This is a genomic window from Nesterenkonia sandarakina (assembly GCF_013410215.1).
GTDB classification, from domain to species: domain Bacteria; phylum Actinomycetota; class Actinomycetes; order Actinomycetales; family Micrococcaceae; genus Nesterenkonia; species Nesterenkonia sandarakina.
In genome coordinates, this window is the sequence record NZ_JACCFQ010000001.1 from 186,401 (window position 1) to 212,483 (window position 26,083).

The 26,083-nt window shown below is 68.5% G+C and carries 23 protein-coding genes and 1 tRNA gene; 8 read left to right on the forward strand and 16 right to left on the reverse strand.

Features of this window, described 5'->3' with window-relative positions:
• The first annotated feature begins 210 nt into the window (after positions 1 to 210).
• Complete coding sequence (trhA, locus tag HNR11_RS00840) at positions 211 to 822, forward strand: PAQR family membrane homeostasis protein TrhA (RefSeq protein WP_232301682.1); 612 nt, start codon at positions 211 to 213, stop codon at positions 820 to 822.
• A 4-nt stretch (positions 823 to 826) separates the two neighbouring features.
• On the opposite strand, the gene HNR11_RS00845 is transcribed toward trhA, so the two are convergent.
• From HNR11_RS00845 to mca, 4 genes are all read right to left on the reverse strand, one after another.
• Positions 827 to 3,130, reverse strand: a complete 2,304-nt coding sequence (locus HNR11_RS00845; RefSeq protein ID WP_179440704.1) for a thioredoxin domain-containing protein — start codon at positions 3,128 to 3,130, stop codon at positions 827 to 829.
• A 159-nt stretch (positions 3,131 to 3,289) separates the two neighbouring features.
• Positions 3,290 to 5,515: a prolyl oligopeptidase family serine peptidase gene (locus tag HNR11_RS00850; protein WP_179440705.1), complete on the reverse strand. Its 2,226-nt coding sequence runs from the start codon at positions 5,513 to 5,515 to the stop codon at positions 3,290 to 3,292.
• A gap of 127 nt (positions 5,516 to 5,642) precedes the next feature.
• On the reverse strand, positions 5,643 to 6,020 hold the full coding sequence (locus HNR11_RS00855; RefSeq protein ID WP_179440706.1) for a hypothetical protein: 378 nt from the start codon (positions 6,018 to 6,020) through the stop codon (positions 5,643 to 5,645).
• A gap of 118 nt (positions 6,021 to 6,138) precedes the next feature.
• Positions 6,139 to 6,996, reverse strand: coding sequence for a mycothiol conjugate amidase Mca (mca, locus tag HNR11_RS00860; RefSeq protein ID WP_058887692.1), 858 nt, complete (start codon positions 6,994 to 6,996; stop codon positions 6,139 to 6,141).
• Positions 6,997 to 7,262: 266 nt separating this feature from the next.
• On the opposite strand from mca, the gene HNR11_RS00865 reads away from it, so the two are divergent.
• From HNR11_RS00865 to greA, 3 genes are all read left to right on the forward strand, one after another.
• Positions 7,263 to 7,700 carry a DUF4307 domain-containing protein gene (locus HNR11_RS00865; protein WP_179440707.1) on the forward strand — a complete coding sequence of 146 codons (438 nt, stop codon included), beginning with the start codon at positions 7,263 to 7,265 and terminating at the stop codon, positions 7,698 to 7,700.
• Positions 7,701 to 7,769: 69 nt separating this feature from the next.
• Positions 7,770 to 8,627: a molybdate ABC transporter substrate-binding protein gene (locus tag HNR11_RS00870; protein ID WP_179440708.1), complete on the forward strand. Its 858-nt coding sequence runs from the start codon at positions 7,770 to 7,772 to the stop codon at positions 8,625 to 8,627.
• Between the two features lie 144 nt (positions 8,628 to 8,771).
• Entirely contained in the window at positions 8,772 to 9,272 is a 501-nt protein-coding gene (greA, locus tag HNR11_RS00875) for a transcription elongation factor GreA (protein ID WP_058887329.1), read from the forward strand.
• A gap of 135 nt (positions 9,273 to 9,407) precedes the next feature.
• Here the strand turns inward: greA and ilvA are convergent, their stop codons facing one another.
• The 3 genes from ilvA to HNR11_RS00890 all read right to left on the reverse strand — a co-directional run bounded on the left by ilvA (position 9,408) and on the right by HNR11_RS00890 (position 13,213).
• Entirely contained in the window at positions 9,408 to 10,688 is a 1,281-nt protein-coding gene (ilvA, locus tag HNR11_RS00880) for a threonine ammonia-lyase (protein WP_179440709.1), read from the reverse strand.
• On the reverse strand, positions 10,685 to 12,151 hold the full coding sequence (locus tag HNR11_RS00885; protein WP_179440710.1) for an AI-2E family transporter: 1,467 nt from the start codon (positions 12,149 to 12,151) through the stop codon (positions 10,685 to 10,687). The genes ilvA and HNR11_RS00885 overlap by 4 nt, the downstream gene beginning before the upstream one ends.
• A 147-nt stretch (positions 12,152 to 12,298) precedes the next feature.
• Positions 12,299 to 13,213 carry a Bax inhibitor-1/YccA family protein gene (locus HNR11_RS00890; RefSeq protein WP_179440711.1) on the reverse strand — a complete coding sequence of 305 codons (915 nt, stop codon included), beginning with the start codon at positions 13,211 to 13,213 and terminating at the stop codon, positions 12,299 to 12,301.
• Positions 13,214 to 13,404: 191 nt separating this feature from the next.
• Between HNR11_RS00890 and HNR11_RS00895 the strand changes: the two genes are divergently transcribed.
• Entirely contained in the window at positions 13,405 to 14,031 is a 627-nt protein-coding gene (locus tag HNR11_RS00895; RefSeq protein ID WP_343050537.1) for a biotin transporter BioY, read from the forward strand.
• A complete protein-coding gene (locus HNR11_RS00900) occupies positions 14,028 to 14,636 on the forward strand; it encodes a CbiQ family ECF transporter T component (protein ID WP_179440712.1) in 609 nt (202 codons plus the stop codon). Before HNR11_RS00895 ends, HNR11_RS00900 begins: the two co-directional genes overlap by 4 nt.
• Before the next feature lie 49 nt (positions 14,637 to 14,685).
• On the opposite strand, the gene HNR11_RS00905 is transcribed toward HNR11_RS00900, so the two are convergent.
• The 3 genes from HNR11_RS00905 to HNR11_RS00915 are packed head-to-tail and all read right to left on the reverse strand — an operon-like array spanning position 14,686 to position 17,631.
• Positions 14,686 to 15,513 (reverse strand): cupin domain-containing protein, encoded by an 828-nt coding sequence (locus HNR11_RS00905; protein WP_179440713.1) that lies wholly within the window; start codon positions 15,511 to 15,513, stop codon positions 14,686 to 14,688.
• Complete coding sequence (locus HNR11_RS00910; protein WP_179440714.1) at positions 15,513 to 16,496, reverse strand: DUF6807 domain-containing protein; 984 nt, start codon at positions 16,494 to 16,496, stop codon at positions 15,513 to 15,515. The genes HNR11_RS00905 and HNR11_RS00910 overlap by 1 nt, the downstream gene beginning before the upstream one ends.
• A gap of 4 nt (positions 16,497 to 16,500) precedes the next feature.
• Positions 16,501 to 17,631: a Gfo/Idh/MocA family protein gene (locus HNR11_RS00915; RefSeq protein ID WP_179440715.1), complete on the reverse strand. Its 1,131-nt coding sequence runs from the start codon at positions 17,629 to 17,631 to the stop codon at positions 16,501 to 16,503.
• 191 nt (positions 17,632 to 17,822) lie between these two features.
• Here HNR11_RS00915 and HNR11_RS00920 point away from each other — a divergent pair, with 191 nt between their 5' ends.
• Together HNR11_RS00920 and HNR11_RS00925 are read left to right on the forward strand one after the other, a co-directional pair.
• On the forward strand, positions 17,823 to 18,857 hold the full coding sequence (locus HNR11_RS00920) for a LacI family DNA-binding transcriptional regulator (protein ID WP_179440716.1): 1,035 nt from the start codon (positions 17,823 to 17,825) through the stop codon (positions 18,855 to 18,857).
• Positions 18,858 to 19,386: 529 nt separating this feature from the next.
• Positions 19,387 to 20,310, forward strand: coding sequence for a hypothetical protein (locus HNR11_RS00925; RefSeq protein ID WP_179440717.1), 924 nt, complete (start codon positions 19,387 to 19,389; stop codon positions 20,308 to 20,310).
• Between the two features lie 107 nt (positions 20,311 to 20,417).
• Here the strand turns inward: HNR11_RS00925 and HNR11_RS00930 are convergent.
• The 6 genes from HNR11_RS00930 to HNR11_RS14220 form a co-directional block, all read right to left on the reverse strand.
• Positions 20,418 to 20,491 (reverse strand) — tRNA-Leu (locus tag HNR11_RS00930).
• Between the two features lie 59 nt (positions 20,492 to 20,550).
• Positions 20,551 to 21,942, reverse strand: a complete 1,392-nt coding sequence (locus HNR11_RS00935; RefSeq protein ID WP_179440718.1) for an NAD(P)/FAD-dependent oxidoreductase — start codon at positions 21,940 to 21,942, stop codon at positions 20,551 to 20,553.
• A 74-nt stretch (positions 21,943 to 22,016) separates the two neighbouring features.
• Positions 22,017 to 23,474 carry a S8 family peptidase gene (locus HNR11_RS00940; RefSeq protein WP_179440719.1) on the reverse strand — a complete coding sequence of 486 codons (1,458 nt, stop codon included), beginning with the start codon at positions 23,472 to 23,474 and terminating at the stop codon, positions 22,017 to 22,019.
• The gene (locus HNR11_RS00945) at positions 23,471 to 24,490 is read right to left on the reverse strand and encodes a Ppx/GppA phosphatase family protein (protein WP_179440720.1); all 1,020 of its coding nucleotides are present in this window, start codon (positions 24,488 to 24,490) and stop codon (positions 23,471 to 23,473) included. Before HNR11_RS00945 ends, HNR11_RS00940 begins: the two co-directional genes overlap by 4 nt.
• A 75-nt stretch (positions 24,491 to 24,565) precedes the next feature.
• Entirely contained in the window at positions 24,566 to 25,216 is a 651-nt protein-coding gene (locus tag HNR11_RS00950) for a DUF501 domain-containing protein (RefSeq protein WP_343050538.1), read from the reverse strand.
• Positions 25,217 to 25,274: 58 nt separating this feature from the next.
• Entirely contained in the window at positions 25,275 to 25,844 is a 570-nt protein-coding gene (locus HNR11_RS14220) for an FtsB family cell division protein (RefSeq protein ID WP_343050539.1), read from the reverse strand.
• Between the last annotated feature and the right edge of the window lie 239 nt (positions 25,845 to 26,083).

Below are 26,083 nucleotides of genomic sequence, written 5' to 3' on the forward strand. Positions count from 1 at the left end.
GCATTCCCCACCCTAAGGGACGGCACCGCGATCTCCGCCAGGAGAGGGCAGGTCGTCGAGTGCGGCGTGCGACACATGATGTTACTGGTGAGTCACCTGTGGCTCTACACTGGTGTCGTGGCCCCGAAAGAGCATGAGACCGAGCTTCCCGACCGCAGGACCGCGCCCGCTGAGCGGCTCTTCGACTCCGAGGTGCCGCTGAAGCCGCGAATGCGCGGCTGGCTTCACGCGGGCATGGTGCCGCTGGCCCTGATTGCAGGGATCGTGCTGATCGCCCTGGCGCCCTCCGGCACGCTGCGCGCGGCCTCGGTGGTCTACGTCATCACCGGACTGCTGCTCTTCGCAGTCTCCGCCACCTATCACCTGGGGACCTGGTCGGCGCGCACACAGCGGGTGCTCAAGCGGCTGGACCATACCAACATCATGCTGATCATCGCCGGCACCTACACCCCGCTGACCCTGGCGCTGCTCCCCGAGCCCCGCGATGTGATCCTTCTCGCCGCGGTCTGGATCGGCGCCCTGGGCGGGGTCGCGTTCCGGGTGTTCTGGACCGATGCCCCGCGCTGGCTCTACACCCCGGTCTACATCATCCTCGGACTCGCGGCCGTGGTGTTCCTCGGAGACTTCTTCGCCGCCGATGTCGCCGCGGCCACGCTGATCTGCGTCGGCGGGCTGTTCTACATCGTTGGGGCGGTCTTCTACGCGCTGAAGCGGCCGAACATCTCGCTGCACTGGTTCGGGTTCCATGAGCTCTTCCACGCCTGCACCCTGATCGGGTTCATCTGCCACTACATCGCGATCATGTTCGCGCTGCTGGACTGATCCCTCAGCCGCGCAGCGCGTCCAGCGCCTGTTCCACCGAGCTTACCGGGGGCAGGCAGACCATCGCGCCCACGGAGTTCAGGCACACGCTCAGCTGAAGGTCAGCTTCAGGGCGCTGGGACCCCTTCTCGACGGGCTCCACCGGGACCCCGAGCAGCGCACCCGTCCGGCGCACCTGCACGAGGTCCTCCGTGGTGCCGGCGATGAAGCGGAAGGCTGGGGACCTGCGACCCGCCCGCCGGGCGACCAGCAGGGAAGCCCCGATCACCGTGGGGGCCTTGGCCGCGGCAAGTCTGACGTGCTGCAGGATCTGCTCCGGCCTGAGGTCCTCGGCGTCGAGCAGCTCCAGCGCCTCCGCCATCTGCAGCGCCTGGGCCAAAGCGGCGACGCTGCTGGGCTCCGGACCGTCCAGCGGAGTCGCCAGCAGCGGACCCTGCTGCGCCGTGGCGAGCAGCCCGGCGGTGTCCGGGTTCTCCAGGATCTCGATCACACCGTCCTGCTCACGCACGAAGTTCTGCAGGATCTGGCGCAGCACCGCGGCGCCGCGGCGGATCCACCCGGGATCCGCCCCGGCGGAGCTCAGCTGGAAGCAGGCCACGGCGAGGTGTGCGTGATCGGCGAGTCCGCCCAGCCCAGAGGCGGGGACTCCGGCGTAGGAGATGCGCCGCACCCGCGCCCGGCCGGCGTCATCCTCAGCGGGCATCCCTTCGGCAGCGCCGGAGGCACCCCTGGAATCGGCCTCGGATGCTCCGGTCGGCTCCTGCTGCACGTGGACCTGCCAGAGCCGGTCCGCGAGCGCCTCGGCCTGCCCCAGAAGCGCGGAATCCTCCCAGAGCGCGGCAGCGGTCGCCATCGAAGAGATGGCCTGCGCATTCCAGGCGGCGACGACCTTCTCATCCCGGGCCGGCTGATCCCGCAGCACCCGACGACGGCGCAGCTCCGGCACCAGCTGCTGCCACAGCTGCTGCTGGGCCTGACTCAGGGGCGCGTCGAAGTGCAGCGTGCGCGGGGTGTCTTCGTCGATGTGCAGCGGAGCACCCCGGGTGATCGCCTGTTCATCGGCAGGCACCCCTCGATTCAGCGCCACCAGCAGCTCCTGGCGCTGCTCCCCCAGACCCACGGCCGCGGCGGCATCGCGCAGCTCGGCGTCGGAGAACAGGTAGGTGGCACCTTCGGCGTGGTGGCCCTGGGCATCCACCGTGTCGGCATCCAAGGAGGACGCGAGCAGACCGGTCTCTGCCAGCCGCATCCGTTCGCGGAGCCAGTCCAGGCTGAGCCTGGCCACCCGCTCGGCGCGCTCTCGGCAGGGCTGATCCGCCGCCGGGTGCACACTGAGCCGGGCGTAGTGCCCGATGAGCGGGGCGTTGTCGTAGAGCATCTTCTCAAAGTGCGGCAGCGCCCAGGCCAGGTCGGTGGCGTAGCGCGCGAAGCCGCCTTCGACCTGGTCGAAGAGCGCGGAGCGGCCGAGGGTCTCCAGCGTGCGGACCGCCAGTCCTGCCGCGGCGGAGCCCGGATCCCAGGCGGACTCCTCGAGCAGGAAGCCCAGCAGCGGGGAGGGCGGGAACTTCGGTGCGGAGCCGAAGCCGCCATGGACCCGGTCCTCCTGTTCGGTGAGCACCGCCAGCGCCACGGTCACGAGCCCGTCGAGCTCTTCGGAGTCCATGCCCGCCGGGCGCGGCGTCCCTGAGCGCGGCCCGGCGCCCTCGGGGCCACCAGGCCCCTCTGGGACGCCCGGCTCCTCGCGGCGGCGGGGCGCGGCGTCGTCGTCCTGGGTGGTGACCGTGGTGGCGAGTCCTGCCTGCTGCCGCCGCTGGGAACCCAGCGATGCTGCGATCTGGCCTGCGGAGGTCTCCACCTCGGCCCGGCGCTGGGTCCAGGCCTGGTGCACGGCGTCGAGGACCTCGCTGAAAGAGGGGACCTGACCCACCCGGCGGGGCGGGAAATAGGTCCCGGCGTGGAAGACCCGCGCGTCGGGCAGGGTGAACACGCTCATCGGCCAGCCGCCCTGCCCGGTCATCGCCTGGGTGGCGGCCATATAGGTGTCATCCACATCCGGGTGCTCCTCGCGATCCACCTTGATCGCGACGAACCGCTCATTGAGCTTCTCGGCGAGCCCCGGGTCCGCGAAGGACTCCCGCGCCATCACGTGGCACCAATGGCAGGCCGCGTAGCCGATGGACACGAACACCGGGACATCCCGGCGGCGCGCCTCGGCGAACGCCTCGGCTCCCCAGAGGTGCCAGTCCACGGGGTTCTCCGCGTGAGAACGGAGGTAGAGCGACGAGCTTGCGGCGAGGCGGTGTCCCATCAGCCCAGTCTCGCGCACCACCGAGCGAGCGTCGAGCGCCCCTCGGGTGTCAGCCGGCCACCCCCCTCCGCGTTGAGAGGCGGAATCTGCGCGCATCTCGGGGTCCGATCCCACTCAACTGCTCGGAGAATCAGCCGCTCAAGATTGACGCGGGAGGGGTCAGCGGCTCAATTCGAGGTGTGGGATCCCCGCGGGCTCGAAGCCGAAGATCTGGCCGTAGAAGCTCAGCGAGGCCTCGAAGCTGGCGATGATGTTCTCGGCCTTGCGGAATCCGTGCTGCTCTCCGGCGAAGAGCAGGTAGGCATGCGGGATGGACTTCGCGGCCAGGGCGTCGCGGAACATCTCAGCCTGGTTGGGTGGGACGATCGGATCCTCGTCGCCCTGGAGCAGCAGCACCGGGCAGCTCAGGGAGTCCACGTGGTTCAGCGGGGCCCGCTCGCGGTAGATCTCAGCAGCCTCCGGATAGGGACCCACCAGCCCGTCGAGGTAGCGGGATTCGAAGTCGTGGGTGTCCTCGGCCAGCGCCACCAGGTCCGCCACGCCGAAGCTGGAGACGCCTGCCGCGAAGGTCTCGGTGCGGGTCAGGCACGCCAGGGTGGTCCATCCTCCGGCGCTCCCGCCCTCGATCCCCAGCCGCTGCGGGTCGGCGATGCCCTGGTTGACGAGGTGCTCCATCACCGCGACGGTGTCTGCCACGTCCACCACGCCCCACTGGCCCTTGAGCCGGTCGCGGTAGGCCCGACCGAATCCGGTGGATCCGCCGTAGTTGATGTCCACCACGCCGATGCCGCGCGAGGTGTAGTACGCGATGCCCAGCGAGAGCCCGACGGCGGCCTGTCCAGTGGGTCCGCCGTGGACCTGCGCGATGAACGGCGGCAGCTCCCCCGCCGGCGCCGCGTATCCGGTCTGGCGCGGCCGGTAGAGCACCGCGTGGACCTCTTCGCCCCCGGGCCCGGGCACCGTGATCGGCTCCGGGCTCGGCAGCAGCCCCGGATCTGGCGCGTCCTCACGGGAGGACCGGACGACGCCGAGCTGGTCGAGCCGCCACTGAGGTTCGGGGGCGCTGAGCCGCCCCACGCTGATCGCGGAGAACTCGGTCCGGGAGGCGCCGTGCAGCGCAAGCGCTCCGTCCGGGCGCAGGCTGACCCCGGTGATGCTGGTGTGCGGCAGCTCCAGCGGGGTCACCTCGCCGGTGTTCAGATCCAACACACCCAGCGTCTCCGTGGCCGTGCCATGGATGCTCAGCGCATGGTCGGCGTCGATCAGGCTGAGCCAGCTCGCACCCAGCTGCCACAGCGGACCGGCATACTCTTGCGGATCCTGAAGCAGCTGGCGCGGAGCCGGTGCCGCAGAGGGACCTGCTGAAGTCTGGACCGTCCAGGGATTCCACCAGCCGGAGCGGTCGCTGAGGTAGAGCAGCTCGCCGTCTCGGCGCCACTGCGGCTGCAGCACCGAGACCTCGGTTCCCCCGTCGAGCACCGAATCCTCGACCACGATCCCGCCGGCGACCCGGCCCAGGCGCAGCTCGGTCCCGTCCCACGGCATCTGCGGGTGCTCCCAGGAGATCCAGGCCAGCTGGGTCCCATCGGGTGAGAGCTGCGGGTGCGCCAGGAACCGGGAGGAGGGCGTCACCTTGCGCACCATCGACTGATCCTCGGCCGCGGCGCCATCCAGCGGGAGCGCCGCGATGTAGCGCTCGATCAGCGGGGCGCCGTGTACGTCTGCTCCGTCGAGGTGCTCCTCGCAGACCCACCACACCTCCGTGGCGCCATCGGAGAGCCTGACCGCAGTGGGCTGCGCCCAGCGCAGCGACGGTCCCCCGGCGGAGCTCACCTCGGGCCCCACCGGGCTGATCGGCTGCGGGGTGCCGCCCTCGACGAAGGCGTAGACCCGCTGATCGGTGAAGTTCACGAACAGCACCACCGGAGCCTGCGCCGCGCCGCCCTCGGGCAGGACCCCAGCGGGCAGGGCCCCAGCTGGCAGCGACGCGACAGGGGCTCCACCGGTGACGGAACAAGCAGCCTGCGAGTCGGCAGCGTGCGAGTCAGCAGCCGGTGAGTCAGCAGCCGCGGGCAGCGCGATCCAGGAGGCACCGCCGTATTCATGGACCCGAGACCGGGCATTGAACGGTGCCGGCAGCACGGTCACCGTTGCGGAGGGCGGCGGGGAGCTGGGGCGGGCGGCGCCGTCGTCGGCGTCATCAGCGCTGCGCGGATCCGCGTGGGTCCGGACGATGGTCTGCCGGCCGCCCTCGGCGGCGAGCGCCTCGCTCCAGAAGAGCTGCTCGCCCACCCACTGCGGGGAGCCCAGTCGGTTGCCACCGACGGCGAGCTGTTCAGCGGAGATCATAGAGGGCCAAGAGCCGTACGGAAGAGTTCTCACCATGGCGCCAGTGTAGGACACCCCACCGGCTGGTTGAGGGGCTGAATCTGCGGGTATCTGGCGCCGAGATCCCACTCAACTGCTCGCGAAATCCGCCCCTCAACGCAACGGCGGCGGGGGGAGGTTGGGCTCAGCGGGAGGGCGGCTGGGGTTCGTTCTCCACCGGCGGGGTCGCCGTGGTGGGGGCCGGGCCGAAGCGCGCCTCGGCGGCAGCGTCGCGGGAGCGCTGCTGAGCGGCGGAGATCTCCGCCTCGGTGATCTCCCCGGGGAACTCGGCCTCGTCCTCGACGGACTCCGCCTCTACCTGCGCCCGGTACTTCATCCGGCGCATCCGCTTGACCAGGTCGCGGACCACCACGATCAGCAGCACCACGACCAGAGCGGTGAACAGGAAGCCCTCGATCCCCGGCGTGATCTCGGCCTCTTCCAGGCCAGGACGGAGCTCGGGCGCGTCACCGCCGTCGCCACCACCTGGCCATGGGTTGTTGACCGAGGGAATTAGAACCACAGGTGTCTCTGCCTTCGAACGTCGTCAGTCCTGCCGGACCGGGCCTCTTCGACAGCCGCCGACGGCGACCGCTGGTCCAAGTCTACGCGCTGTAGAAATCCAGCGGTGAACCGAGTCGTCAGCGCAGTCCGCTGAAGAGATCGTGTTCCGGCAGCTCGGTCTCCACCCGGGAATCCACCAGCACATAATCGTCCCAGGGCCACACCTCGCGCAGGAACTCGTTGGGCGTCGCGAAGAAGAAGCCATCGGGCTCCACCTGGGTGCGGTGGGCGCGCAGTGCGCGGTCCCGGTGCTCCAGGAACGTGCCCACCGGGATCTGCGTGGTGACCTTGTGCTCGGTCATCCATGGGATCGAACCGTCCCGGAAGCGCAGGAGTCGATCCTCGTACGGGGACTCGTGTCCGGCTTCGATCAGGGCGTTATGGATCGCCTCGAACCTGCCTGGGTTGAAGGCGCGGTCGTAGTACAGCTTCTGCGGCTCCCAGGCCTCCCCCAGGCCCGGATACTGCGTGGGATCCCCGGCGGCACGGTAGGCCTCCACCGTGATCTTGTGGCTCATGATGTGATCCGGATGCGGGTAGCCCCCGACCTCGTCGTAGGAGAGGATCACGTGCGGCCGGAAGCGGCGGACCAGGCGCACCAACGGAGCTGCGGCTTGTTCCAGCGGCAGCGTCGCGAAGCTGCCGAACGGCAGCGGCGGGGTCGGGTCGCCCTCGGGGAGACCGGAATCGGCGAAGCCCAGCCAGACGTGGGAGATGTTCAGCGCCTCGGCAGCCTCGGCCATCTCCATCCGGCGTACCCCTGGGAGGTCGCGGTGGGTCTGCAGGATCTCTTCGGCCGCGGGATTCAGCAGATCACCCTGCTCACCGCCGGTGGCCGTGGCCACCATGACCTCCGCCCCGGCCGCGGCGTAGGCCGCCATCATCGCAGCACCCTTGGAGGACTCGTCATCGGGGTGTGCGTGCACGGCCAGCATGCGCAGCCCGCTCGAGGGCGGCAGGCTCCGGGCCGCAGCTCCGGTCACCTGAGTATGGACCACGTCGGTGCTCATATCGGTGCCGTGATGTTCGGTGCCGGGCTGTTCGGCCGCGCGAGGTGCGGGATCGGTGTGCGTATCCAGTGAGCCCTCCTGGTCTCCGGCCAGCGAGCTCTTCTCAGCCGAGGAACGGGTGGAGGCATCCGTCGAGGACGTCTGCGGGAGGGTGCGATGTGAACTCTGCATAAGCACCTAGAATAGTCCTGATGACTGAGTCCAGCACCACCGACGCCGAGTCCTCCACCGAGCTGGAGTCACGGTACGGCGCCCGCAGGCGCAGCGCCTCGCCGAAGTCCCAGCGCTGGATGATCATCGGCGCCCTGATCCTCGCGCTCGGCGCGATGGTCTACTTCACGGTGGGCAACGCGGTCGGTCAGATTACGCACAACGACGTCGGATACACGATCATTTCGGACACCGAGGCCACCGTCGACTTCGAGGTCTCGAAGGACCAAGATGTTACGGTGCAGTGCATGATCCACGTGCTGGACAACAGCTATGCGGTTGTCGGCGCCCGGGTCATCACGATCGGCCCTCACGAAGGGTCGGAACCAGGAGATCGCAGCGAGTACTACCGCACCGAGCTGCGGACCGAGTCCCGCGGAGTCACCGGAGTGGTGGACTCCTGCTGGGACATCGAGTAGCCAGCTGCCTCTTCGCATCACACAAAGAGCTCTAGCAGACGGGCTCCACACCCTTTTGGGGGCCTGCCCATGAAACCCGACTCTCTCTTCTACCGCATGCGCGGCGTGATCGCTCTGGTGCTGCTGCTCTGCTTCGTCGCCGCCTTCGTGCTCAGCGCCTGCGGTCCCGCCACCCAGATCTCCACGGCAGACCAGCGCAGCGTGAAGGTGCTCGCCGCACCCTCCACCGCCCCGGCACTGGATGCGCTCAACGCCGAGCTCCACGACCGGCAGAGCGGAGTCTCCGCCCACGTCGAATACCTGGACAGCGAGGCCCTGCAGCGCAGGGTCGAGACCGATCCCGACGCCGACCTGATCCTCACCGCCTCCCGAGAACAGATGCAGTCGTTCACCCAGGCTGGAGACATCGACGGCGACGCGCGTGCCCTGGCGAGCAATCGCCTGGTGCTGGTGGCCACGGCGGAGAACCCGCAGGCGATCACCGGCTTCGATGACTTCACTGCGCGGGCCGCTGATCTGCGGGTGAGCACCTGCGCCGGGGATGCTCCCTGCACCGAGGCGATCACCGGCCTCGCCGGGGACTTCGACCTCGACCTCGGCGTCGATGAGTTCGATGTCACCCCTGCAGGACCCAACTCGGAGCCGCCCCACCCGGTGCAGAGCCTGACGGCCGGCGAGAGCGACGCCGCCCTGGACTACGTCACCGAGGTGCTGGCCCAGGATGCGGCCCTTCAGACCTTCGACATTCCACAGTCCTTCCAGAGCACCACCCAGATCTGGGGTGCCGTGCTGGCCGAGCCCACCAGCGCCGGCGACGCCAACGAGTTCATGGGCATCCTCACGTCAGAGCGCGCACGTTCAGCGTTCAGCGGAGCAGGTTTCCTTCCCGCCCCGGCCGCGGAAGCCGAGGCCAGTTCCGATCAGTAGCCACGGTCCTGATTGAGAATCCGGAGCACCCCCACTAGCATGTGGGGAACGCATCAACACCCCGCCGAGGCATGTTCCGGGCCCAAGGCCGAACACCATGCCGCCCCACGGCGGGGTCTTTGCATGAATAAGGAGAGATGAAAAGTGTCAACGAACACCCCCGAGATCGACGAGAACGCTCAGTGGCTGACCCAGGAGGCCTACGACCGGCTGGAGAGCGAGCTCAAGCACCTCAGCGGACCCGGTCGCCAGGAGATCGTTGACCGCATCGAGTCTGCTCGCGAAGAAGGCGACCTCAAGGAGAACGGCGGCTACCACGCGGCCAAGGAGGAGCAGGGCAAGGCCGAGGCGCGGATCCGCTACCTCAGCGACCTGCTCGAGAACGCCTACGTCGGCGAGGCCCCCACCGGAGACACCGTGGTTCCCGGAATGCTCGTCGAGGCCAAGATCGCAGGCAACACCATGAAGTTCCTCTTCGGCAACCGCGAGATCGCTGGGGACACCGACCTCGAGGTGTACTCCGAGCGCTCCCCCATCGGTGAGGCCATCAACGGCGCCAAGCCCGGAGACAAGCTCAGCTACTCCGCGCCCAACGGCAAGGACATCCCGGTGGAGATCGTCTCCGCCGAGCCCTTCGGCGGCTGAGAGCCAGGCTCACAGCGCATAACGACGACGGCGGCTCCCTCCACCACGGAGGGGCCGCCGTCGTCGTCTGTGTACAGCCCGATGCTGCCAGGGCGTCAGTCCTGCAGTCCGGCGATGCGGGTCAGTGCTGCCGAGTCAGTGTTGCGGAACCATCGGTTCGTAGCCCTGGGCGCGGAGCCGGTTGAGCACCCGTTCGGAGTGTTCGGCGCCCTTGGTCTCCATGTTGATCACGATGGAGACCTCCCCCATGGACAGCGCCCCGCCGATCCGGCTGTGGTCGACTCCGGTGACGTTCGCGTCGGCGTCGGCGATGATCTGAGAGATCGTCGCGAGCTCCCCGGGCAGGTCCTTGAGCATCATCTTCACCGTGAGGAACCGGTCGGCCGCGGAGAGGCCGTGCTGGATCACGCGCAGCATGAGCATCGGGTCGATGTTGCCCCCGGAGAGCACCGCGACGATGTTCTTGGAATCGATGCCCAGGTCCGCGAGCTTGCCCTCCATCAGCGCGGCGACCGGCACCGCACCGGCCGGTTCCACGACCATCTTTGAGCGTTCCAGCAGGAAGATCAGCGCGCGTGCGATCGCATCCTCGCTGACCGTGACGACCTCATCGACCAGGTCCTTGATGATCTCGAAGGGGATCTCCCCCGGACGGCCCACGGCGATGCCGTCGGCAATCGTGCGCTCCCCCTCGATCGGAACCAGGGCGTCGGCCGCGAGCGAGGGCGGATACGCGGCCGCGTTCTCCGCCTGGACGCCGATGATCTTGACCTCACGACCCAGCCGGGCAGCCTGTTGTTTGATCGCGACCGCCGAGCCGGCGAGAAGTCCGCCGCCGCCGATGCCCATGATCACGGTGTCCACGTCTGGCTCCTGCTCCAGGATCTCCAGCCCGATGGTCCCCTGCCCGGCCACGACGTCAGTGTTGTTGAACGGGTGGATGAAGACCGACCCGGTCGCATCAGACTCCCGCTGCGCCTCGGCCAGTGCCTCGTCGACGTTGGAGCCGTGCAGGATCACCTCGGCCCCGTGGTCACGTGTGGCGGCGAGCTTGGGCAGGGCGACGCCGCGCGGCATGTAGATCTTCGCGGTGATCCCCAGCTTCTTCGCCGCCAGCGCCACACCTTGGGCGTGGTTGCCTGCTGAGGCGGCGACGACGCCGCGAGCCTTCTCCTCCTCGGAGAGCCGCGCCATGCGCACATAGGCCCCGCGCACCTTGAAGGACCCGGCGCGCTGCAGATTCTCGGCCTTCAGGTGCACCGTGGCATCCACCATCCGGCCCAGGGCTCGCGAGTGCTCCATGGGGGTGCGCACGATGATGTCGGCGAGCAGCTTCTGCGCGGCCTCGATGTCCTCAAGCTGCACGCTCAGCTGCGCGCCGGGTCGATCCTGCGCGTCGTGCTGGATCTGCGTCATGCTCGCCCGCCCTCGTCGTCGTGCCGCGAGTCGTGCCGCGAGTCGTGCCGCGCAGGGCCGGCCTGGCCGTGGTCCTCACCCGCATGGTCAGCGTCGGGGTGCGGTCGCGTCCCGGCCGCGGTGTGCGTCTCGGTGCGAGTCAGGTGCCCCTCGGGGGCGTCTCCGCGGCGGCCGAAGCCGCGCTTCTCCGGGTCCAGTCCGGGGATCGTCTCCTTGAGCCGGCGGGTGATGTTCGCCAGGGAGGCCTGCTCCTCGGCCTCGTGGACCTCCTTCTGCGCGGCGCGCTTGATCGCTTCCTCCTTCTCCAGCTTCTCCATCTCTTTCGCCTCGGGGTCGCCGCGCCACTCCTCCTTCACCAGGTACCTCGCGGCGCGAGTGACGAAGGCCAGCACCGGCACGGCGAAGAGCGCGCCGACGATGCCCAGCAGAGTGGTGCCGGCGGTGACGGCGAGGATCACGGCCAGCGGGTGCAGCCGCACGGCCTTGCCCATCACGATGGGCTGCAGGATGTTGGACTCGATCTGCTGGACCAGCAGCACCACGCCGACCATGAGCAGCGCGTTGCCCAGGCCGTTGGCCACCAGGGCCAGGATCACCGCGACGGCACCGGTGACCACGGCGCCCACGATCGGGATGAAGGAGCCCAGGAAGACCAGCACGGCCACCGGCAGCGCCAGCGGGACGCCCAGCAGCGCCGCGCCGATCCCGATCCCGACGGCGTCGACGGCCGCGACGAAGACCTGGACCCGCATATAGGAGCCCAGCGCGGTCCAGCCTCGGCGGCCCGCGCCATGAATGGCGGGACGGTGCTTGCCGGGGGCGAAGAACACCAGGAAGTCCCAGATCTTGCGACCATCGGCGAGGAAGAAGATCAGCGTGAACAGGGCCAGAATCCCGCCCACAACGATGTTGCCGGCGGTGGAGCCGATGGCCATCGCTCCGCCGAGGATCGTCTCGGAGTTGTCCTGCAGATAAGTCAGGCCCTCTTCAAGACCCTGGTTGATCTGGTCGGTGGAGAGCTCGATCCCGAACCCGGCGGCGGTCTCCTCGGCGAGGGTGACCAGCTCGAAGAGGCCCGCGGTGACCTGGCTGGCCATGTCGGCAAAGCCCTCCACGAGCTGCTGGCCGACCAGCCAGAGCAGTCCCGCGACGAACCCGATGAGCACCAGCAGCGTGGTGATCGCGGCGACCACGCGCGGGAACTTCCACTTCACGAAGAGGTTGTGCAGCGGGCGCAGCAGCGTGGCCAGCAGCGCTGCCACCAGCAGCGGGATCAGCAGCAGCGAGATGTGACTGAGCAGCCAGATCAGCACGCCCGCGAAGAGCAGGATGATGATGACGCGCCAGGACCAGGCGGCGGCGATCCGGATCCCCCACGGGACATCGTCCTGGATTCGCTGCTCCTCGGCCATCCTGGGCGGGACGTCCTCTTCCATCAGCTCAAGCTTCTCGACGGTGTTCATTGCTACATCCTGCCATGGCGGTCGGGGGTCAAGACGACGACGGGCCCGCCTGATGCGCTCACGCATCGGACGGGCCCGGTGTCTACGGCGGAGAGTCCATCACGTGCGCTCTTCAGCGCAGAGAAGGAACTCGGTTCAAGGGTGGGCCTATTCGGCCATTGATCGGACGATGGCGATCACCCGGAGGATCTCGATGTAGAGCCACACCAGGGACACGGTGAGCCCGAAGGCAGCGGCCCAGCCGTACTTCTGCGACACCCCAGCTTCGACACCCTCCTGGATGTTGGTGAAGTCCATGACCAGGGAGTACGTGGCCAGCAGGATGGCGAAGGCGCCGATGGCGACTCCCATCCAGCCCGCACGCAGACCGAACATTCCGATATCGGTGAACATCACCAGGCCGAAGTTCATCAGCGAGAAGACCGCGTAGCCGATGATCGCCACGAAGAACATCTTGTTCAGCTTCGGGGTGGCGCGGACCTTGCCGGACTTGAACAGCGCCAGCACGGTGCCGAAGACCGCCAGAGTGGCCAGCACGGCCTGCACCGCGATACCCGGGAACATCATCTCCATGACCATGGTGAAGGCACCCAGGAAGAAGCCCTGGGTGGCCGAGTAGGCCAGGATCAGAGCCGGGTTGGGCTCCTTCTTGAAGGCGTTGACCAGGCCGAGCCCGAAGCCGGCCAGGGCGGCGACCAGCGCCAGCGCCATGACCGCGCCCGGCATCACCAGACCGATGGCGACGGCGCCGGCGGCACCGAGCAGCACGACGGCGAAGCTGGTGACGGTCTTGCGGATGACATCGTCATAGGTCATCGCCGCACCCTGGGAGCCGGCGGCGTCGGGCAGGTTGAACTGCTGGTTGAGCTGGTCTGCACCGGCACGGCCGGCCTGCTGGCCCGGCATGCCGTATTGAGCGGCGAAGGGCTGGCCCTGCCCGGGGCTCTGCTGGCGCGACTGCTCGGTCACACCCTGGTCATTCATGTAGAACCGGCGCCGTTCGCGCTTCTTCTCGTTGAACTGGTCAGGGAAGGCACCGGTGTTGAAGATCGGGTTGGACATGTGTGACCGCACTCCTATCGGTGCTCGGTTGAATATCTCGACATCCGCCCTCACCGGACACGGGTGATCCACTGATCTGGTGAGGGACGTCTCCTGAAGTATTCTACCGTCCGGTCCCCGCCTGAGCTGGTGATTACCTGAGAATCTGCCAGCGGCGGACGACCCAGACCCGCAGAGGCTATATTTGAACGGTGTTCAACAGATCTCAGGTCGCCTCCGCGCCGACGCGCCCAGCCTCCATCGCGCCCGCCTCACCCAGTGCCGCCGTGCGTGGGATCAGCCAGATGGCCATGTTCGCCGCGCTCATCGCAGTGCTGGGACAGCTCCCCGCCATCCCCCTGGCCGGCGGCGTGCCCATCACCCTGCAGACGCTCGGGGTGATGCTCGCCGGCGCCGTGCTGGGCCCGTGGCGCGGAGCCGGGGCCGTCATGCTCCTGCACGCGCTCGTCGCCGCGGGTCTGCCGCTGCTCGCCCAGGGGTCTGGCGGGCTCGGGGCCTTCGCCGGACCCAGTGCCGGCTTCGCCCTGGGCTGGATCCCGGGGGCGTTCCTGGTGGGTCTGATCACTCAGGCGTCGTGGCCTCTGCGGCTCTGGCGCACCATCCTCGGCGTCACGCTCGGCGGGATCGTTGTGGTCTATGCCTGCGGACTGCCGGTGCTGGCGTTCCAGATGGGCCTGAGCCTGGAACAGGCCGCACTGATCAACCTGGCATTCCTGCCCGGCGACGTGCTGAAGGCCGTGATCGCCGTGGCGCTGACCCATTCGCTGGCTCGCGCCTACCCGACCCCGTTCAGCCACGCCCGGCGTCGCAGGCGGTGATCCCGCTCTACCGACCCGGGACCTCGCTGCTGCACCGGCTGCCAGTGGGTGCGAAGTTCCTGGGGATCTTCCTGGCCGCACTCATCGCCTCGATGTTCCGGGAGAGCCTCGGCGTGCTGCTGGTCATCTGGGCCGCGAGCCTGCTGGGGTTTCTCCTCGCCGGGATCGGGGTTCGAGGGCTGCTCGCCCAGCTCTGGCGGCTGAAGTGGCTGGTGGTGGTGCTGAGCGTCCCGCAGCTGATCTTCCTGACTCCGGCGGAGACCGGCTACAACGTGGCGCGCGTGCTCGCCGTCGTGCTGCTGGCGGCGCTGTTCACGCTGACCACGGCGACGTCCGAGATCCTCGCCAGCTTCGAGCGGGTCCTGCGACCGCTGGATCCGTTGCTGCGCAGGCTGGGACTCAGCGCCGAACGGATCTCCTTGGCCCTGTCGCTGACGATCCGTTCGGTGCCGGTGATCCTGTCCTTCTACGCCGAGATCCGGGAGGCGCAGCGGGCCCGTGGAATGCGCCCGACGCCGCGCGGCACGGTGCTGCCGCTGCTGGTGATGAGCCTGCGCCACGCGGAGGAGACCGCCGAGGCGCTGGCTGCGCGCGGAGTCCGCTGAGCCGCCGCCGCACCCCGGCAGATTGCACGCCCGCCAGGATCCGTGCGGTTCAGCCCTGTGACTCGGGTTCCGGTCCGGTCCAGGTCTGGAGCCGGCCGCACATGCCCCAGAGCCGAGGTTCCGGGCGAGGTGTCCCACGGATGACCGCGGCCTCGCGCAGATGACTGCCATCGCCTGTGCCCAGCGCCTGCAGCTGAGCCTTGGTGCGCCGAGTCTCGGTCTCGACGTTGTCCTCCCAGATCTGCCGCCAGTCCCCCACCCGGGGACGGACCAGAGCCACCGCGAGCTCGTGGAAACGCCGCATGGCTTCGGCGCCGTCGGCCTGGATCCTGCCCAGCAGCTGCTCGTAGCCGTCGATGGCCAGATCCCGGCGGGCCCGCGCGGCGTCGGCACGGGCGCCTTCGTCACCTGCGGCGGGCAGCGTCACCGCTTCTCGGTAGCGCTGCGGATCGGCGACGATCTCCTCGGGGAAGGTCAGCACCGCGTCCCCTGCCTCGGGAAGCCCGGCGTTGGACATGATGACCTGCATCTGCAGCTGGTCCTGGTTGACCAGCCGGTGCACGGTGCCCGGGGTGAACCAGAGCAGCGAACCGGCGGTGAGCTCGTCCACCGCCGGACCGGCAGCGCTGATGGTGTGCACCTCGCCTCGGCCGGAGGTGACCACATAGGCCTCGGTGGAGAGCGTGTGCAGGTGCGGCGAGCCGCCGTGCAGCCCGTCGGAGGTCTCCCAGTCATAGACGCACAGGTGGCTCAGCGAGGTTCCGCCGGGAAAACGAGGCAGCGACCGTGGCAGCGACCGATGCGCCGCCCGGGCCGGATCAGGGATCGAGCTCTGGTCCTGGACCGGGCCGCCCGTGCCTGGATTCTGGCTGCCCATCAGAGCGTGAACTCCTGCCCGATCCGCGTCCGCTCCTCGGGCTCCAACACCCGGGCGATGAAGAGGAAGCGGTGGTGCAGCCGCAGGGTGGCCCCGGCCGGGAGATGGATCTCTTCGTCGAACGCAGGAGACTGGCTGGCCACGGCGAAGATCGAGCTGCGGGTGAACCACTTGATCGGCGGCAGAGCGGTTCCGGCGCATTCGGAGGTGCCTGCGAAGGCCATGATGGTGCCGCCGCCGTCGAGGTCATCGTGCTCGGAGGAGAAGGCGACCCAGTCGGCCACCTGGCCCATGGTGTTCTCCTCACCCTCAGCCCCGGCCGAGTTGACCACCTGGCAGCCGCTCCAGGAGCGGGGCCCGCGCCAGAACCAGCCGGTGTATCCGGCATTGGGGCGCCCCGCCGTCGTCGGGCTGCCCAGCGGCAGCGTGTCCCCGGAGACGTTGGTGAGTTCGGTGGTCAGGTCGATGGCCCAGATGCCGCGCGCGGTGTCCAGGGAGTGCACGCGCTGGACCCGGTGCTCGTCGATCCAGTGCTCCTCGCGGGAGGTGATCCATTCCAGGGTCTCGTCGAAGACGACCTCGTCGCCTCCGCTGGGAGTGGCGCTGAATCCCTTGTGGTCCATGCGCCCCAGATTGCCGCGCATCTTATAGCCGTCCTCGGCGGCGAAGGTGGGCCCGCCCCAGAAGTTCTGGTCGGCCACATGGGACCAGGTGAACTGCAGCCCGGTGTGCCAGCGGTGGTCCCAGGGGCGACGGACGGAGGCCTCGCCGCCGTCGAGGAAGCGCAGCGGATACAGATAGGGCTTGGGGGCCTCCTCCTGCGGGGAGTCAGGGTGCGTGACGTAGCGCAGGATCTCGGTGCCTGCGGCGGTGACCACGATCTCCTTCTCCCCGGGGGTGACCTCGAACTGGGCGGCCTCGACGCCTGCGTGAGTCCCGGCGGCGGCCTCTGCCGCAGTCGTGGTGGTCTGCTCGGTGGTCATCGGATCAGCCCTGCTTTCCATAGGTGTGGGACTCGTCGTGCATGGCGGTGTAGTAGGTGCCCTCGTTGCGCAGCTCGGAGCGCTTCACGCTCTTCCCGGTCTCCGCGGACTGATACAGCGCCGCGATGAACTCCAGGGTGCGGCGGCCTTCCTCCCCAGAGGCGCGCGGCCGTTCCTTGGCCTCCATGGAGTCCAGCAGCTCAGCCAGCTGCTGCCGGTGCGAGGAGGGCACGTTCTCCTGCGGAGACCAGGAGTCCACGGTCGCCAGATCCTCAGCCGCATGCGGTGCCGGGGTCCACCTCCAGGAGCTGTTGTCATAGCCGTAGAGGTGCTCGACCTCCACGGTGGCGTCCTGGAAGTCGAAGCGCAGGTAGGAGACCTCTCGGGGGGAGAGCACGGACGTCACCACGGTGGCGATCGCACCGTTGGCGAAGCGCACGATGGCGGAGGAGAAGTCCTCGGTCTCCACATCCCGGTCCAGCTTCTCGGCCACCGCGGTGATCTCGGTCCACTCCCCCAACACCTCCAGGAGCAGGTCGATCTGGTGGATCCCGTGGCCCATCGCCGGGCCGCCACCCTCGGTAGCCCATTTCCCGCGCCAGGGCACGTCGTAGTAGGCATGGGGCCGGTACCAGAGGGTGTTGCACAGCGCGACCAGTGGGCGGCCCAGAGTGGCCTCGGCGACCTGCTTCTTCAGCGTCTTCGCCCCGGAGCCGAAGCGGTGCTGGTAGACGTAGGACGCATACGGGCCGCCCTCGGCCTCCTCGGCGGCGACTGCGTCGTATTCAGCCAGGGTGAGCACCGGTGGCTTCTCACACCAGACCCAGGCACCGGCCCGCAGGCCGGCGATGGCCGCGTCCTTATGCGCCGAGGGTGGGGTGCAGATGATCAGCAGGTCAGGGGACTCTGCGTCGAGCAGCTCCTGCGCGGAGCGGTAGCGTCCCGCGATCCCCCACTCGTCGGCGACCTGACCCACCCGATCAGGATCCAGATCGGCGATGCCGACGACCTCCACTCGGTCCTGGTGGGCCTTCAGCGTGGGCAGATGGGCGATGGTGGCGATCCCGCCCGCGCCGATGAGCCCGGCTCGGATCTTGCGATCCGGACCGGTCGGTGAGTGTGCGGCCTCTGACATGCGATCTCCTCGGTGACGGGGCGATGGGCAGGTGACGCCCGAATGTGAACGATCACTTTGATCGTCCCACCTGAGGTTATTGACTCTGCAGTGTGACTGTCAACACATTCCCTCAGGCGCATCGATCACCCGGTGTGCGAGGATCATCGCAACAGTCCACATCCGGTTCCGATCCAGTCCAGGAGCACCCCATGACCAGCCGACCCCCGCGCGCGGCCACTCTGCACGAAGTGGCTGCCCTGGCCGGGGTCTCCCACCAGACGGTCTCCCGGTTCCTGCACAACCGGGGCCCGTTCAAGCCAGCCACGGTGGAGCGGGTCGAGGCGGCCATCAAGGAGCTGAACTACCGCCCGAACATGATCGCGCGCTCGATGCGCACCCGTGAGACCGGGATCCTGGCGGCGATCCTGCCCTCACCAGTCACCGCCATGCCGACACCCACCCTCGCGGCCGCCGCGGAGGTGGCCCGAGGCAGCGGCTATTTCATGGAGATCTCTGTGATCGAGGGGCCCGCGACGGACCGCGCCCGACGCGCCCAGGAACTCCTGGACTCCGGACGACTGGAGGGCGTGCTGTCTCTGGGGTCACTGCCCGGCATGGCGGAACAGGCACGCACCTCCTCGACGACGGCGCTGGCGATCCTTGATCAGTACGATGACAAGCTGCGCGGGATCGGTCCGCTGGCGGACGCCTCGGTGCTGCGGGAGATCATGCAGACCCTGGCTGACATGGGGCATCGTCGCTTCCTGCACATCCAGGGGCCGCAGGAATGGTCCTCCGCGCGTGCCCGGCGCGAGGAGTACCTGCGCAGCATCGAGGTCCTTGGGCTGGAGTCCCATGGGGTGCGAGGCGGCGATTGGACCACCGAGTCCGGCTACTCGGCGATCAGTGGACTGGAGGAGGACTCTGGGGTCACTGCCGTGATCGCCGCCAATGACTACCTCGCCCTCGGTGCGGTGCGGGCGGCCCATGACCGGGGGTGGCAGGTGCCCCGGCGCCTGAGCGTCACCGGCTGGGATGATCTGGCCACCGCACGGTATGCCATCCCGTCGCTGTCCACCGTGACCGTCGACCGGGCCTCCCAGGGACGCTCCGCGATGCAGCGGTTGATCGCCCTGGTGCGCAACGAGCCCGCGCCGCAGCCGCAGATCCCGGCGAGCCGGTTGATCCTGCGCGAGTCCACGGGCCCAGCTCCAGAACTGGAGCCATCCGGGCTCCAACGGTGAACCAGGGCGAGCAGCCAGCCTCGAAACTCCGCGTGAACGTTCACAGGGCGTTCTGCACCTGGCGCACACCAAGGCTCAGCGCGGTCGGCCGATCGGTCGGATCGTCGCGATCGGCATGACGGGTTGCCGCTCCGCGACCAACGGGCCGTCAGACTGCGGCGACGCATAGAGCAGCGAGGACGGCGAGGTCGAACCGAGCATCCATTGATGGCACTCTGACGGCCAGCACCCGAGAGGGCCGACGCCGCGGCAAGATCCAGAGCGAGATGAGCTCACACGACGGCTCTCTGACCACGGTGGATCTTCGAGACACCCGCGGGGGGTGCCGTCGCTGACGGCCCACCCCGCCGGACCCTGCTGTGTACCGTGGGGCAGAAGAGAGAATCTTTACGGGAGACATATGAGACACAGAACCGCACCTCAGACCGCCTTGCTCTCGACGTTGGCTTCCCTGCTAGCGCTGGCGATGGTCGGCTGCGGCAGCTCCGAGTCGACCTCAACGGACCCCTCCCCGGGCTCTGCTCCGGAGGTGTCTGATACGCCCAGCTCCGACGCGGACTCTTCGGCCCCCGTCGATAGCGGGGACCTTGCCGATCCGCAGGAACCAGAGGGCTCAGCGTCTGAGGACGCCGAGGAGCCCCAGAGCGCCGAGGAGACCGAATCTCAGGAACGGCGGGCTCCAGGCAGCGGACTCCCGGCGGGCGGTGTCGAGCGCCTCGCAGCGGATGACTTCGACGAGGAGCGTCACGGCGAGGATGCCGAGAGGATCTACAACTCCGAAGAGGGCGACGAGGTCGGGGTTGCCGGGCTCGACCCGGTTGAGGAGCCACTTCCGGTCTACGCCGAACCCACCCGGTCCAGCGAGGTCACGGCGGAGCTCCAGTCACTCGATGCTGTGAACCTGGGCGGCCGGGAGCGTCATCACCCCAGCGGAGCCGATCGTGGCGACCTTCTGGAAGACGCCGAAGATGACCAGGGCGAACCCTCAGAGTCATCGGTTCAGGAGCAGACCTCCAACGGCGCAGCGGAGGATGAAGGCTTCTGGAGCGAGATCGAGCTCTCCGACGGCTACGGGTGGTTCCACCGCTCGGCGCAGGACGCCGGGCTCTTCTGGTTCGGCGAGACCACGGAGGTCACCGAGGACTTCGCCGAGGTGTCTGCGGCCCAGGACCCGAACGAGCTCGCAGAGTCGGTGGGCGTCCGCGCCACCGAGAGCCGCCAGGAGCCGGGGTTGGACTCCGAGATGGGGCCCTCCTGGGTGCTGGTGAGCGAACCGGCGGATTTCGATGAAGACTTCTATCGGATCGATGTGACCGGCGCCCTGGACGACTCGGTGGCCGGCCAACGCTTCTTCGTGCACGTGGATCAGGCTGAATACGGATACGAGCTCACCCGGGTGGAGCAGACCCTGCTCTGTTCCCGTGGCGTGGGTGAGACTGGGCTCTGCGCCTGAGCGGGGCTGTGTCAGCCTCGCCCCGCGGGTGAGGGCGCTCAGCTACGCGGCTTGCGGCGCGGGTGACCCGAGCTGGCACGCCAGCATCGATGAACTCCGCTGCAAGGTGCCCCCAGTGGGACTCGAACCCACACTGGACCGATTTTAAGTCGGTTGCCTCTGCCGATTGGGCTATAGGGGCAGAAGGCGGGCTGTCATGGACAGCCCGCCTTCTTGTTCAGTCTTGCGAGATCCTCACGCTCAGCCCTTGGCGGCTTCCTTCTTCTTCACGCCGCCGGCAGCCTCCTGGAACTGGCCGTAGGGGTTCTCCAGGTCGCGCACCGGGGTGTAGTCCCGGCCCAGCACCAGTTCGTTGACCCAGCCGCCGATCACGCGGATCTTGCGCTCCACGGTGGGGATGGCCAGTGCGTGGTAGCCGCGGTGAGCCATCCAGGCGGGGAATCCGTTGATCTTGACCTTCAGCGGGTTGCCCACGCCCTGGAACATGCCCAGACCGGCGACTGCTCCGAGGGAGTCGTGCTTGTACTCGCTGAGCTGGCCCTGGCCGTAGCTGGCCGCCAGCAGGTTCTTCGCCAGCACCTTGGCCTGCCGGGAGGCGTGCTGCGCGTTCGGCACGCAGGTGCCGTCGGGCAGTCCGCCGCCGCTGAGGTCCGGGATCGCGGAGATGTCGCCGGCGGTCCAGGCGTTCTGCAGCACCTTGCCGTCTTCATCTGCGATCTGCAGCGTGGCCGTGCCGGTGACGCGGCCGCGCGGATCCACCGGGAAGCCGGAGTTCTTGGCCACCACGTTGGCGGCCACCCCTGCGGTCCACACCAGGGTGTCGGACTCGAATCGATCAGCCTCGGACTTGTCCTTCATGTTGACCAGGCGCATCTCGCCGTCCACGACGGAGCCCAGCGAGGTGTTCAGCAGCACCTCGATGCCGCGGCCGCGCAGGTGCTCGACGACGCCGACGGCCTGGTCCTCGGTGACCTCGGGCATGACCCGACCCATGGCCTCGACCATCAGGATGCGGACATCGGTCTGGCTGATGCGCGGGTTGGCCCCCACGGCGGCCCGGATGATGTCTTCCATCTCGGCCACGGTCTCGATGCCGGCGAATCCGCCGCCGACCACGGTGAAGGTCAGGGCGCGGGACTTGGCTTTCTCATCCGTCATCACCGAGGCGGCCTCGATGCGCTCCAGGACGTGGTTGCGCAGAGTCAGCGCCTCTTCGATGGTCTTCAGGCCGATGCCGTGCTCGGCGAGGCCCTCGATCGGGAAGGTCTTGGTGGTGGCACCGGCAGACATGATGATGTCCTGGTACGGAAGCTCCACGGTCTCACCCTGGGAGAGCTCCACCGTGGCGGTCCGGCCGTCGTGGTCCACGGCGGTGACCTTGCCGGTGATGATCTCGGAGTCCTTGAGGTGACGGCGATGCGAGACGACCGCGTGGCGCGCCTCGATGTGGCCGCCCACGACCTCGGGAAGGAAGGGCTGGTAGGTCATGTAAGGCATCGGGTCGACGACGGTCACGATCCCGCCGGCAGCCTTCACCTTCTTCTGAAGCAGCTGCGCGGTGGTCAGACCGACATAGCCGCCGCCGACGATGAGAACACGGGGTTTCGCGGAAAGCGTCTGTGGGATAGCCATATGCATCATCCTATACGTAGCTCGATTGTGAGTGGTCAACGTCTGAGCCCCTGGGCGGAACTGGGTCGGGGACTTCAGCGATCTTGCTGGCGGTGGAGGAGCCGGTAGTGGATGGCGGCCATGCAGAGCACGGCGAGCACCAGCAGTGCGGCCGCGCTGACGGCCACCGGACCGGCCCAGTCCTGGGCTGTGCTGGACGCCTCGGGCTGGGGCATGGCGCGCGGCTCTCCCTCGGGTCCGGCCACCACCCCGGAGTCCTCGGGAATCTCATTGGTCGCGGTGTCCTCGACCTCGCCTCGGCGGTGGACTCGCACCCACTCCTGAAGCGTCGGGTACTGCGAGGCGTCGAAGGCGGGAACATCACCGGTGACCGCATCGGCGACATTGAGCACTCCGTGCCCGTACTCGGGGTCGACCCCCTCTGCACCTTCGGAATCCGCGGTGGAGAGCACCCGGTGCTTCACCTCCTGGGCGCTGAGCTCGGGGTTTGCGGCCCAGACCAGCGCGGCGGCGCCGGCGACGATGGGCGAGGCTCCGGAGGTGCCGTTCCACTGCATGTAGTCGTCCCCCGGCAGCGCGCCGACCAGCGGCTCTGAGGCGGCGGCGATCCCGATCGCGATGCCCTGCGAGGAGGAGTCCGCGCTGATCCGGCGGGACTCATCCACCCCCGCCACAGCGATCACTCCCGGGATGGTCGCCGGGGCGCCCACGGAGAGGTGCCCCGAGGCGCGGTTGCCCGAGGCCGCGACGACGAGCACGTCGTTCTGCTCTGCGTAGAGGAACGCCTCGTCCCATGACTCAGGCCATTCCTGGAAGCCCGAGCCCAGGGACATGTTGATGATGTCGGCGCCGTTGTCCACGGACCAGGTCACCGCCGCGGCGATCTGCTCCTCGGTGCCGCCGCCGTAGGGGTTGGGATCCTGCAGCAGCAGCGAGACCGAGAGGATGGAGGCCTCAGGTGCGACCCCTACGACCCCGTCGTCGGGGTTCTCCGCCTGGGTCAGCTCGCGGGGGGCAGACCGGGTCTGCTGAAACTCATCGAGGGCGTCGGGGTCGACCTCGTCCTGCCAGTCCTCGCCGTAGATCTCCTCCAGCGCGGCCTCGAAGTCCTCCCACCAGTCTTCCCACTCCTGCTCATCGAGGTCCTCGACGTTCTCCTCCACCAGGGCGGCCACCTCGTCGGCCTCTGCCGAGGTGCCGCGCCCGGCGGCCAGTGATGCCACCAGTGTGCCGTGTTCGGTGGCGATCTGGTCCACCGGGGCCCCGCCGTCGCCGGCGCCGGAGACATCGGTCCCGCCCACGACCGCACCGGAGAGGGTGGGGTGGCCCGAGTCCACGCCGGTGTCGATGACAGCGATCGTCATGCCTTCCCCGCGGGTGGTCTCCCAGGCCTCGGTGATGCCGTAGTCCTCGAGCCAGTACTGCTGGTCTCGCCACTGATCCGCGTGCGCTGCCGGGGCGGAGAGGAACACCGCGCTGACCGCGAGGCCGGCGGCCAGCGCGGCTCCGAGCGGGCGTGCGGCTGCTGTCATCTCTGCTGCTCCGCACCTGACGGTGCGTCTGGGACGGCCTGGATGTGCGTGGGGCTCGGGGCGGGCGAGACCCCCTTCGAGTGCGCCAGGGACATCGCGATGCCGTCGAGGATGTCGTGTTCGGAGGCGACCGCGGAGGTGACCCGCCCGTCGGTGACCTTGTTCAGGTAGTCCAGGATGGTGCCCCAGATCAGCGCGCCGGCACCGATGACGTCGACCCTGCCGGGATGCATGATCGGCATCTGGGCTCGCACGTCTCGGGTGGAGTGCACCAGCTGATCCACCGACTGATGCAAGGTGTCGAGGTCGATCCGTGCCCCGTGGATCAGATCCGGCTCATAGTCTTCCAGGCTCAGTGCATGCGCGGCCACCGTGGTGACGGTGCCGGCCACCCCGATGACCACCTCGGTCTCGTGCAGCGGCATCACCTCGGAGACGTTCTCGAGGAAGGAGAGCGTCTCGAAGCTCGCCATCGAGGTCTCGGTCTCCGTGGGCGGGTCGGTGCGCATGTGTCGCTCGGTGAAGCGCACGCAGCCCATGTCGGTGGAGATGGCGTGCTCGACCCCGGCGGAGGTGCCCAGCACGAACTCCGTGGATCCCCCGCCCAGGTCTACGACCAGGATCTTGCGCTCGGCGTCCCAGTCCAGCACCGAGGCGGCCCCGGCGAAGGAGAGTCCGGCCTCCTCGCTGCCGCGGATCACCTCGGGCTCCACACCGAGCCGATGCCGGACCCCGTCGATGAATCGGTCTCGGTTCGCTACGTCCCTGGAGGCGGAGGTGGCGACGAACCGCACGGCGTCCACGTGGTGCCGACGAATCAGCGCGCCGTAGTTGTCGACGGCGGCGAAGGTGCGGGTCAGCGCATCGTCTGAGAACTCTCCGGTCTCATCCACACCCTCGCCGAGGCGGACCACGGTCATCTGCCGGACCACATCGGAGACCCGGCCGTTGTCGTGGACATCGGCGATCAGCAGTCGGATGGAGTTGGTTCCGCAATCGATGGCAGCAACTCTCATGGGGTGTCCTTCTCCTCGCCGGTTCTGGTGTGGGATCGACGGTGCGACCGTCGATTCGGGGTCCTTCCGAGCACTCTATGCCGTCTCTTCGCTCGGCTGCGAGGCGGGGTGCGGCGCGGCGGACTTCTCCCCTCGGGCGAAGCCCTGGTTCCCCCGGCGCACGTGTCGGCTGAGATCGCGCTGCGGGACGGCGGCCTCGTGGTCCCAGGACGTGGCGCAGACACAGGTGTCAGGCGTGAACTCATCGGCGATGAGCCCCAGCACCTCATCCCCGAGCGGGTTGATCCCCGGTCCGACCGCCAGCGAGTGCCCGACGAGCACGTGGAGGCACTTGACCCGTTCCGGCATTCCCCCGGCGCTGATGCCTTCGATCTCCCATACCGGGTCCAGCCCGGCGAGGCCACGGATCCGTTCCCGCTCGGTGAGGTAGCTCTCGTGAGCGCCGCGGTAGGCCTGGGCCAGCTCCGCGTCGGCGCTCAGCCGCTGGGTCATCTCGGCCATGACTCCGGCGGCCTCCAGGCGGGAGACGGCTGCGGTGGCGGCCGGGTGGGTGAGGTAGAAGGTGGTCGGGAAGGGGATCCCGTTGCTCAGCCGCGGGGCCGTGGCTGCCACCAGGGGGTTCCCGCAGGTGCAGCGGGCAGGAATCTCGACGACGTCGCGCACCGGCCGGCTCAGCTGCAGGCTCAGGGTGTCCAGGTCTTCAGGCTGCGGAGTAGTCGAGTTCACGGGAGCCGAGTTTACTGCACCGCCGGGCCTCCCCGGCTCAGTCCGGGGCCTCCCTGGCTCAGTCTTCGGCGGCGGAGCGGACCAGGGAGTCCCAGAGCGCCTCGGCCCAGGGCAGATCGTGACGCACTTCTTCGGAGTCCAGCTCCGGGGCCTGCTCGGGGCTCGGCTCGGACTCACCCATGACCTGATAGCGGCGCTCCCCCGGCATGACCAGGTTGATGCGCTCCCGGGCCTGCTGGCGCACGAAGTCTGGATCATCCCAGCGCACCAGTTCCGACTGCAGCTGGGCCTGTTCCTCCTGCTCCGCGGCGATCTGGGTCTGCAGCTCGTTCATCTCCGAGCGCTGCTGGAAGAAGCTGTTCACGGTGGGCACCAGGAAGGAGATGACCACCAGGACCACGATGCTCAGCACGATCATCCTGCCGGGGAAGGTCCGCTCCGGAACCACCGTGGCGGCACTGACCGGGGTCTTCGTCGACCCGGAGGCGCTGGAGCTGCGCTTCTTGCGCCGGGCCGTGATGTCTGCGGGGGTGCGGATCTCTGAAGAGACCTGCTCGCGTTCGGCCAGTCGGCGCGCCTGGGCCGCGCGCGCTTTGGTCTGCGCTGAAGAGGCACGTCTGTTCGGCACGAGATGTCACCGCCTAGGAGGGGAAGAGGGGGAAGTCGGCGTGGCTTCCAAGGATATCGGGACTGCGGCCCGGGTTCGGATCTGACACGCGAACACGGCGGGGCGCCAGGTGGTGAGTCGTCGGTCGAAACCACGACTCCGCCCCTGACGCCCCGTGTGCTCAGTGCTCAGTGCTCGGACTTCCAGTGCTCAGTGCTCGAACTTCCAGTGCTTAGCCTCGCTGAACACTGGAAGCCCTG

Excerpts from the sequence above, each read along its gene's own strand:
- HNR11_RS00915 (WP_179440715.1), bottom strand. The coding sequence starts at position 17,631 with ATGTCAGAGGCCGCACACTCACCGACCGGTCCGGATCGCAAGATCCGA.
- HNR11_RS00910 (WP_179440714.1), bottom strand. The coding sequence starts at position 16,496 with ATGACCACCGAGCAGACCACCACGACTGCGGCAGAGGCCGCCGCCGGG.
- HNR11_RS00865 (WP_179440707.1), top strand. The coding sequence starts at position 7,263 with ATGACTGAGTCCAGCACCACCGACGCCGAGTCCTCCACCGAGCTGGAG.
- mca (WP_058887692.1), bottom strand. The coding sequence starts at position 6,996 with ATGCTGGCCGTGCACGCACACCCCGATGACGAGTCCTCCAAGGGTGCT.
- HNR11_RS00845 (WP_179440704.1), bottom strand. The coding sequence starts at position 3,130 with ATGGGACACCGCCTCGCCGCAAGCTCGTCGCTCTACCTCCGTTCTCAC.
- HNR11_RS00920 (WP_179440716.1), top strand. The coding sequence starts at position 17,823 with ATGACCAGCCGACCCCCGCGCGCGGCCACTCTGCACGAAGTGGCTGCC.
- HNR11_RS00885 (WP_179440710.1), bottom strand. The coding sequence starts at position 12,151 with ATGAACACCGTCGAGAAGCTTGAGCTGATGGAAGAGGACGTCCCGCCC.
- ilvA (WP_179440709.1), bottom strand. The coding sequence starts at position 10,688 with ATGACGCAGATCCAGCACGACGCGCAGGATCGACCCGGCGCGCAGCTG.
- HNR11_RS00850 (WP_179440705.1), bottom strand. The coding sequence starts at position 5,515 with ATGGTGAGAACTCTTCCGTACGGCTCTTGGCCCTCTATGATCTCCGCT.
- HNR11_RS00945 (WP_179440720.1), bottom strand. The coding sequence starts at position 24,490 with ATGAGAGTTGCTGCCATCGATTGCGGAACCAACTCCATCCGACTGCTG.
- HNR11_RS00890 (WP_179440711.1), bottom strand. The coding sequence starts at position 13,213 with ATGTCCAACCCGATCTTCAACACCGGTGCCTTCCCTGACCAGTTCAAC.
- HNR11_RS00905 (WP_179440713.1), bottom strand. The coding sequence starts at position 15,513 with ATGGGCAGCCAGAATCCAGGCACGGGCGGCCCGGTCCAGGACCAGAGC.
- trhA (WP_232301682.1), top strand. The coding sequence starts at position 211 with ATGCGCGGCTGGCTTCACGCGGGCATGGTGCCGCTGGCCCTGATTGCA.
- HNR11_RS00870 (WP_179440708.1), top strand. The coding sequence starts at position 7,770 with ATGAAACCCGACTCTCTCTTCTACCGCATGCGCGGCGTGATCGCTCTG.
- HNR11_RS00935 (WP_179440718.1), bottom strand. The coding sequence starts at position 21,942 with ATGGCTATCCCACAGACGCTTTCCGCGAAACCCCGTGTTCTCATCGTC.
- HNR11_RS00940 (WP_179440719.1), bottom strand. The coding sequence starts at position 23,474 with ATGACAGCAGCCGCACGCCCGCTCGGAGCCGCGCTGGCCGCCGGCCTC.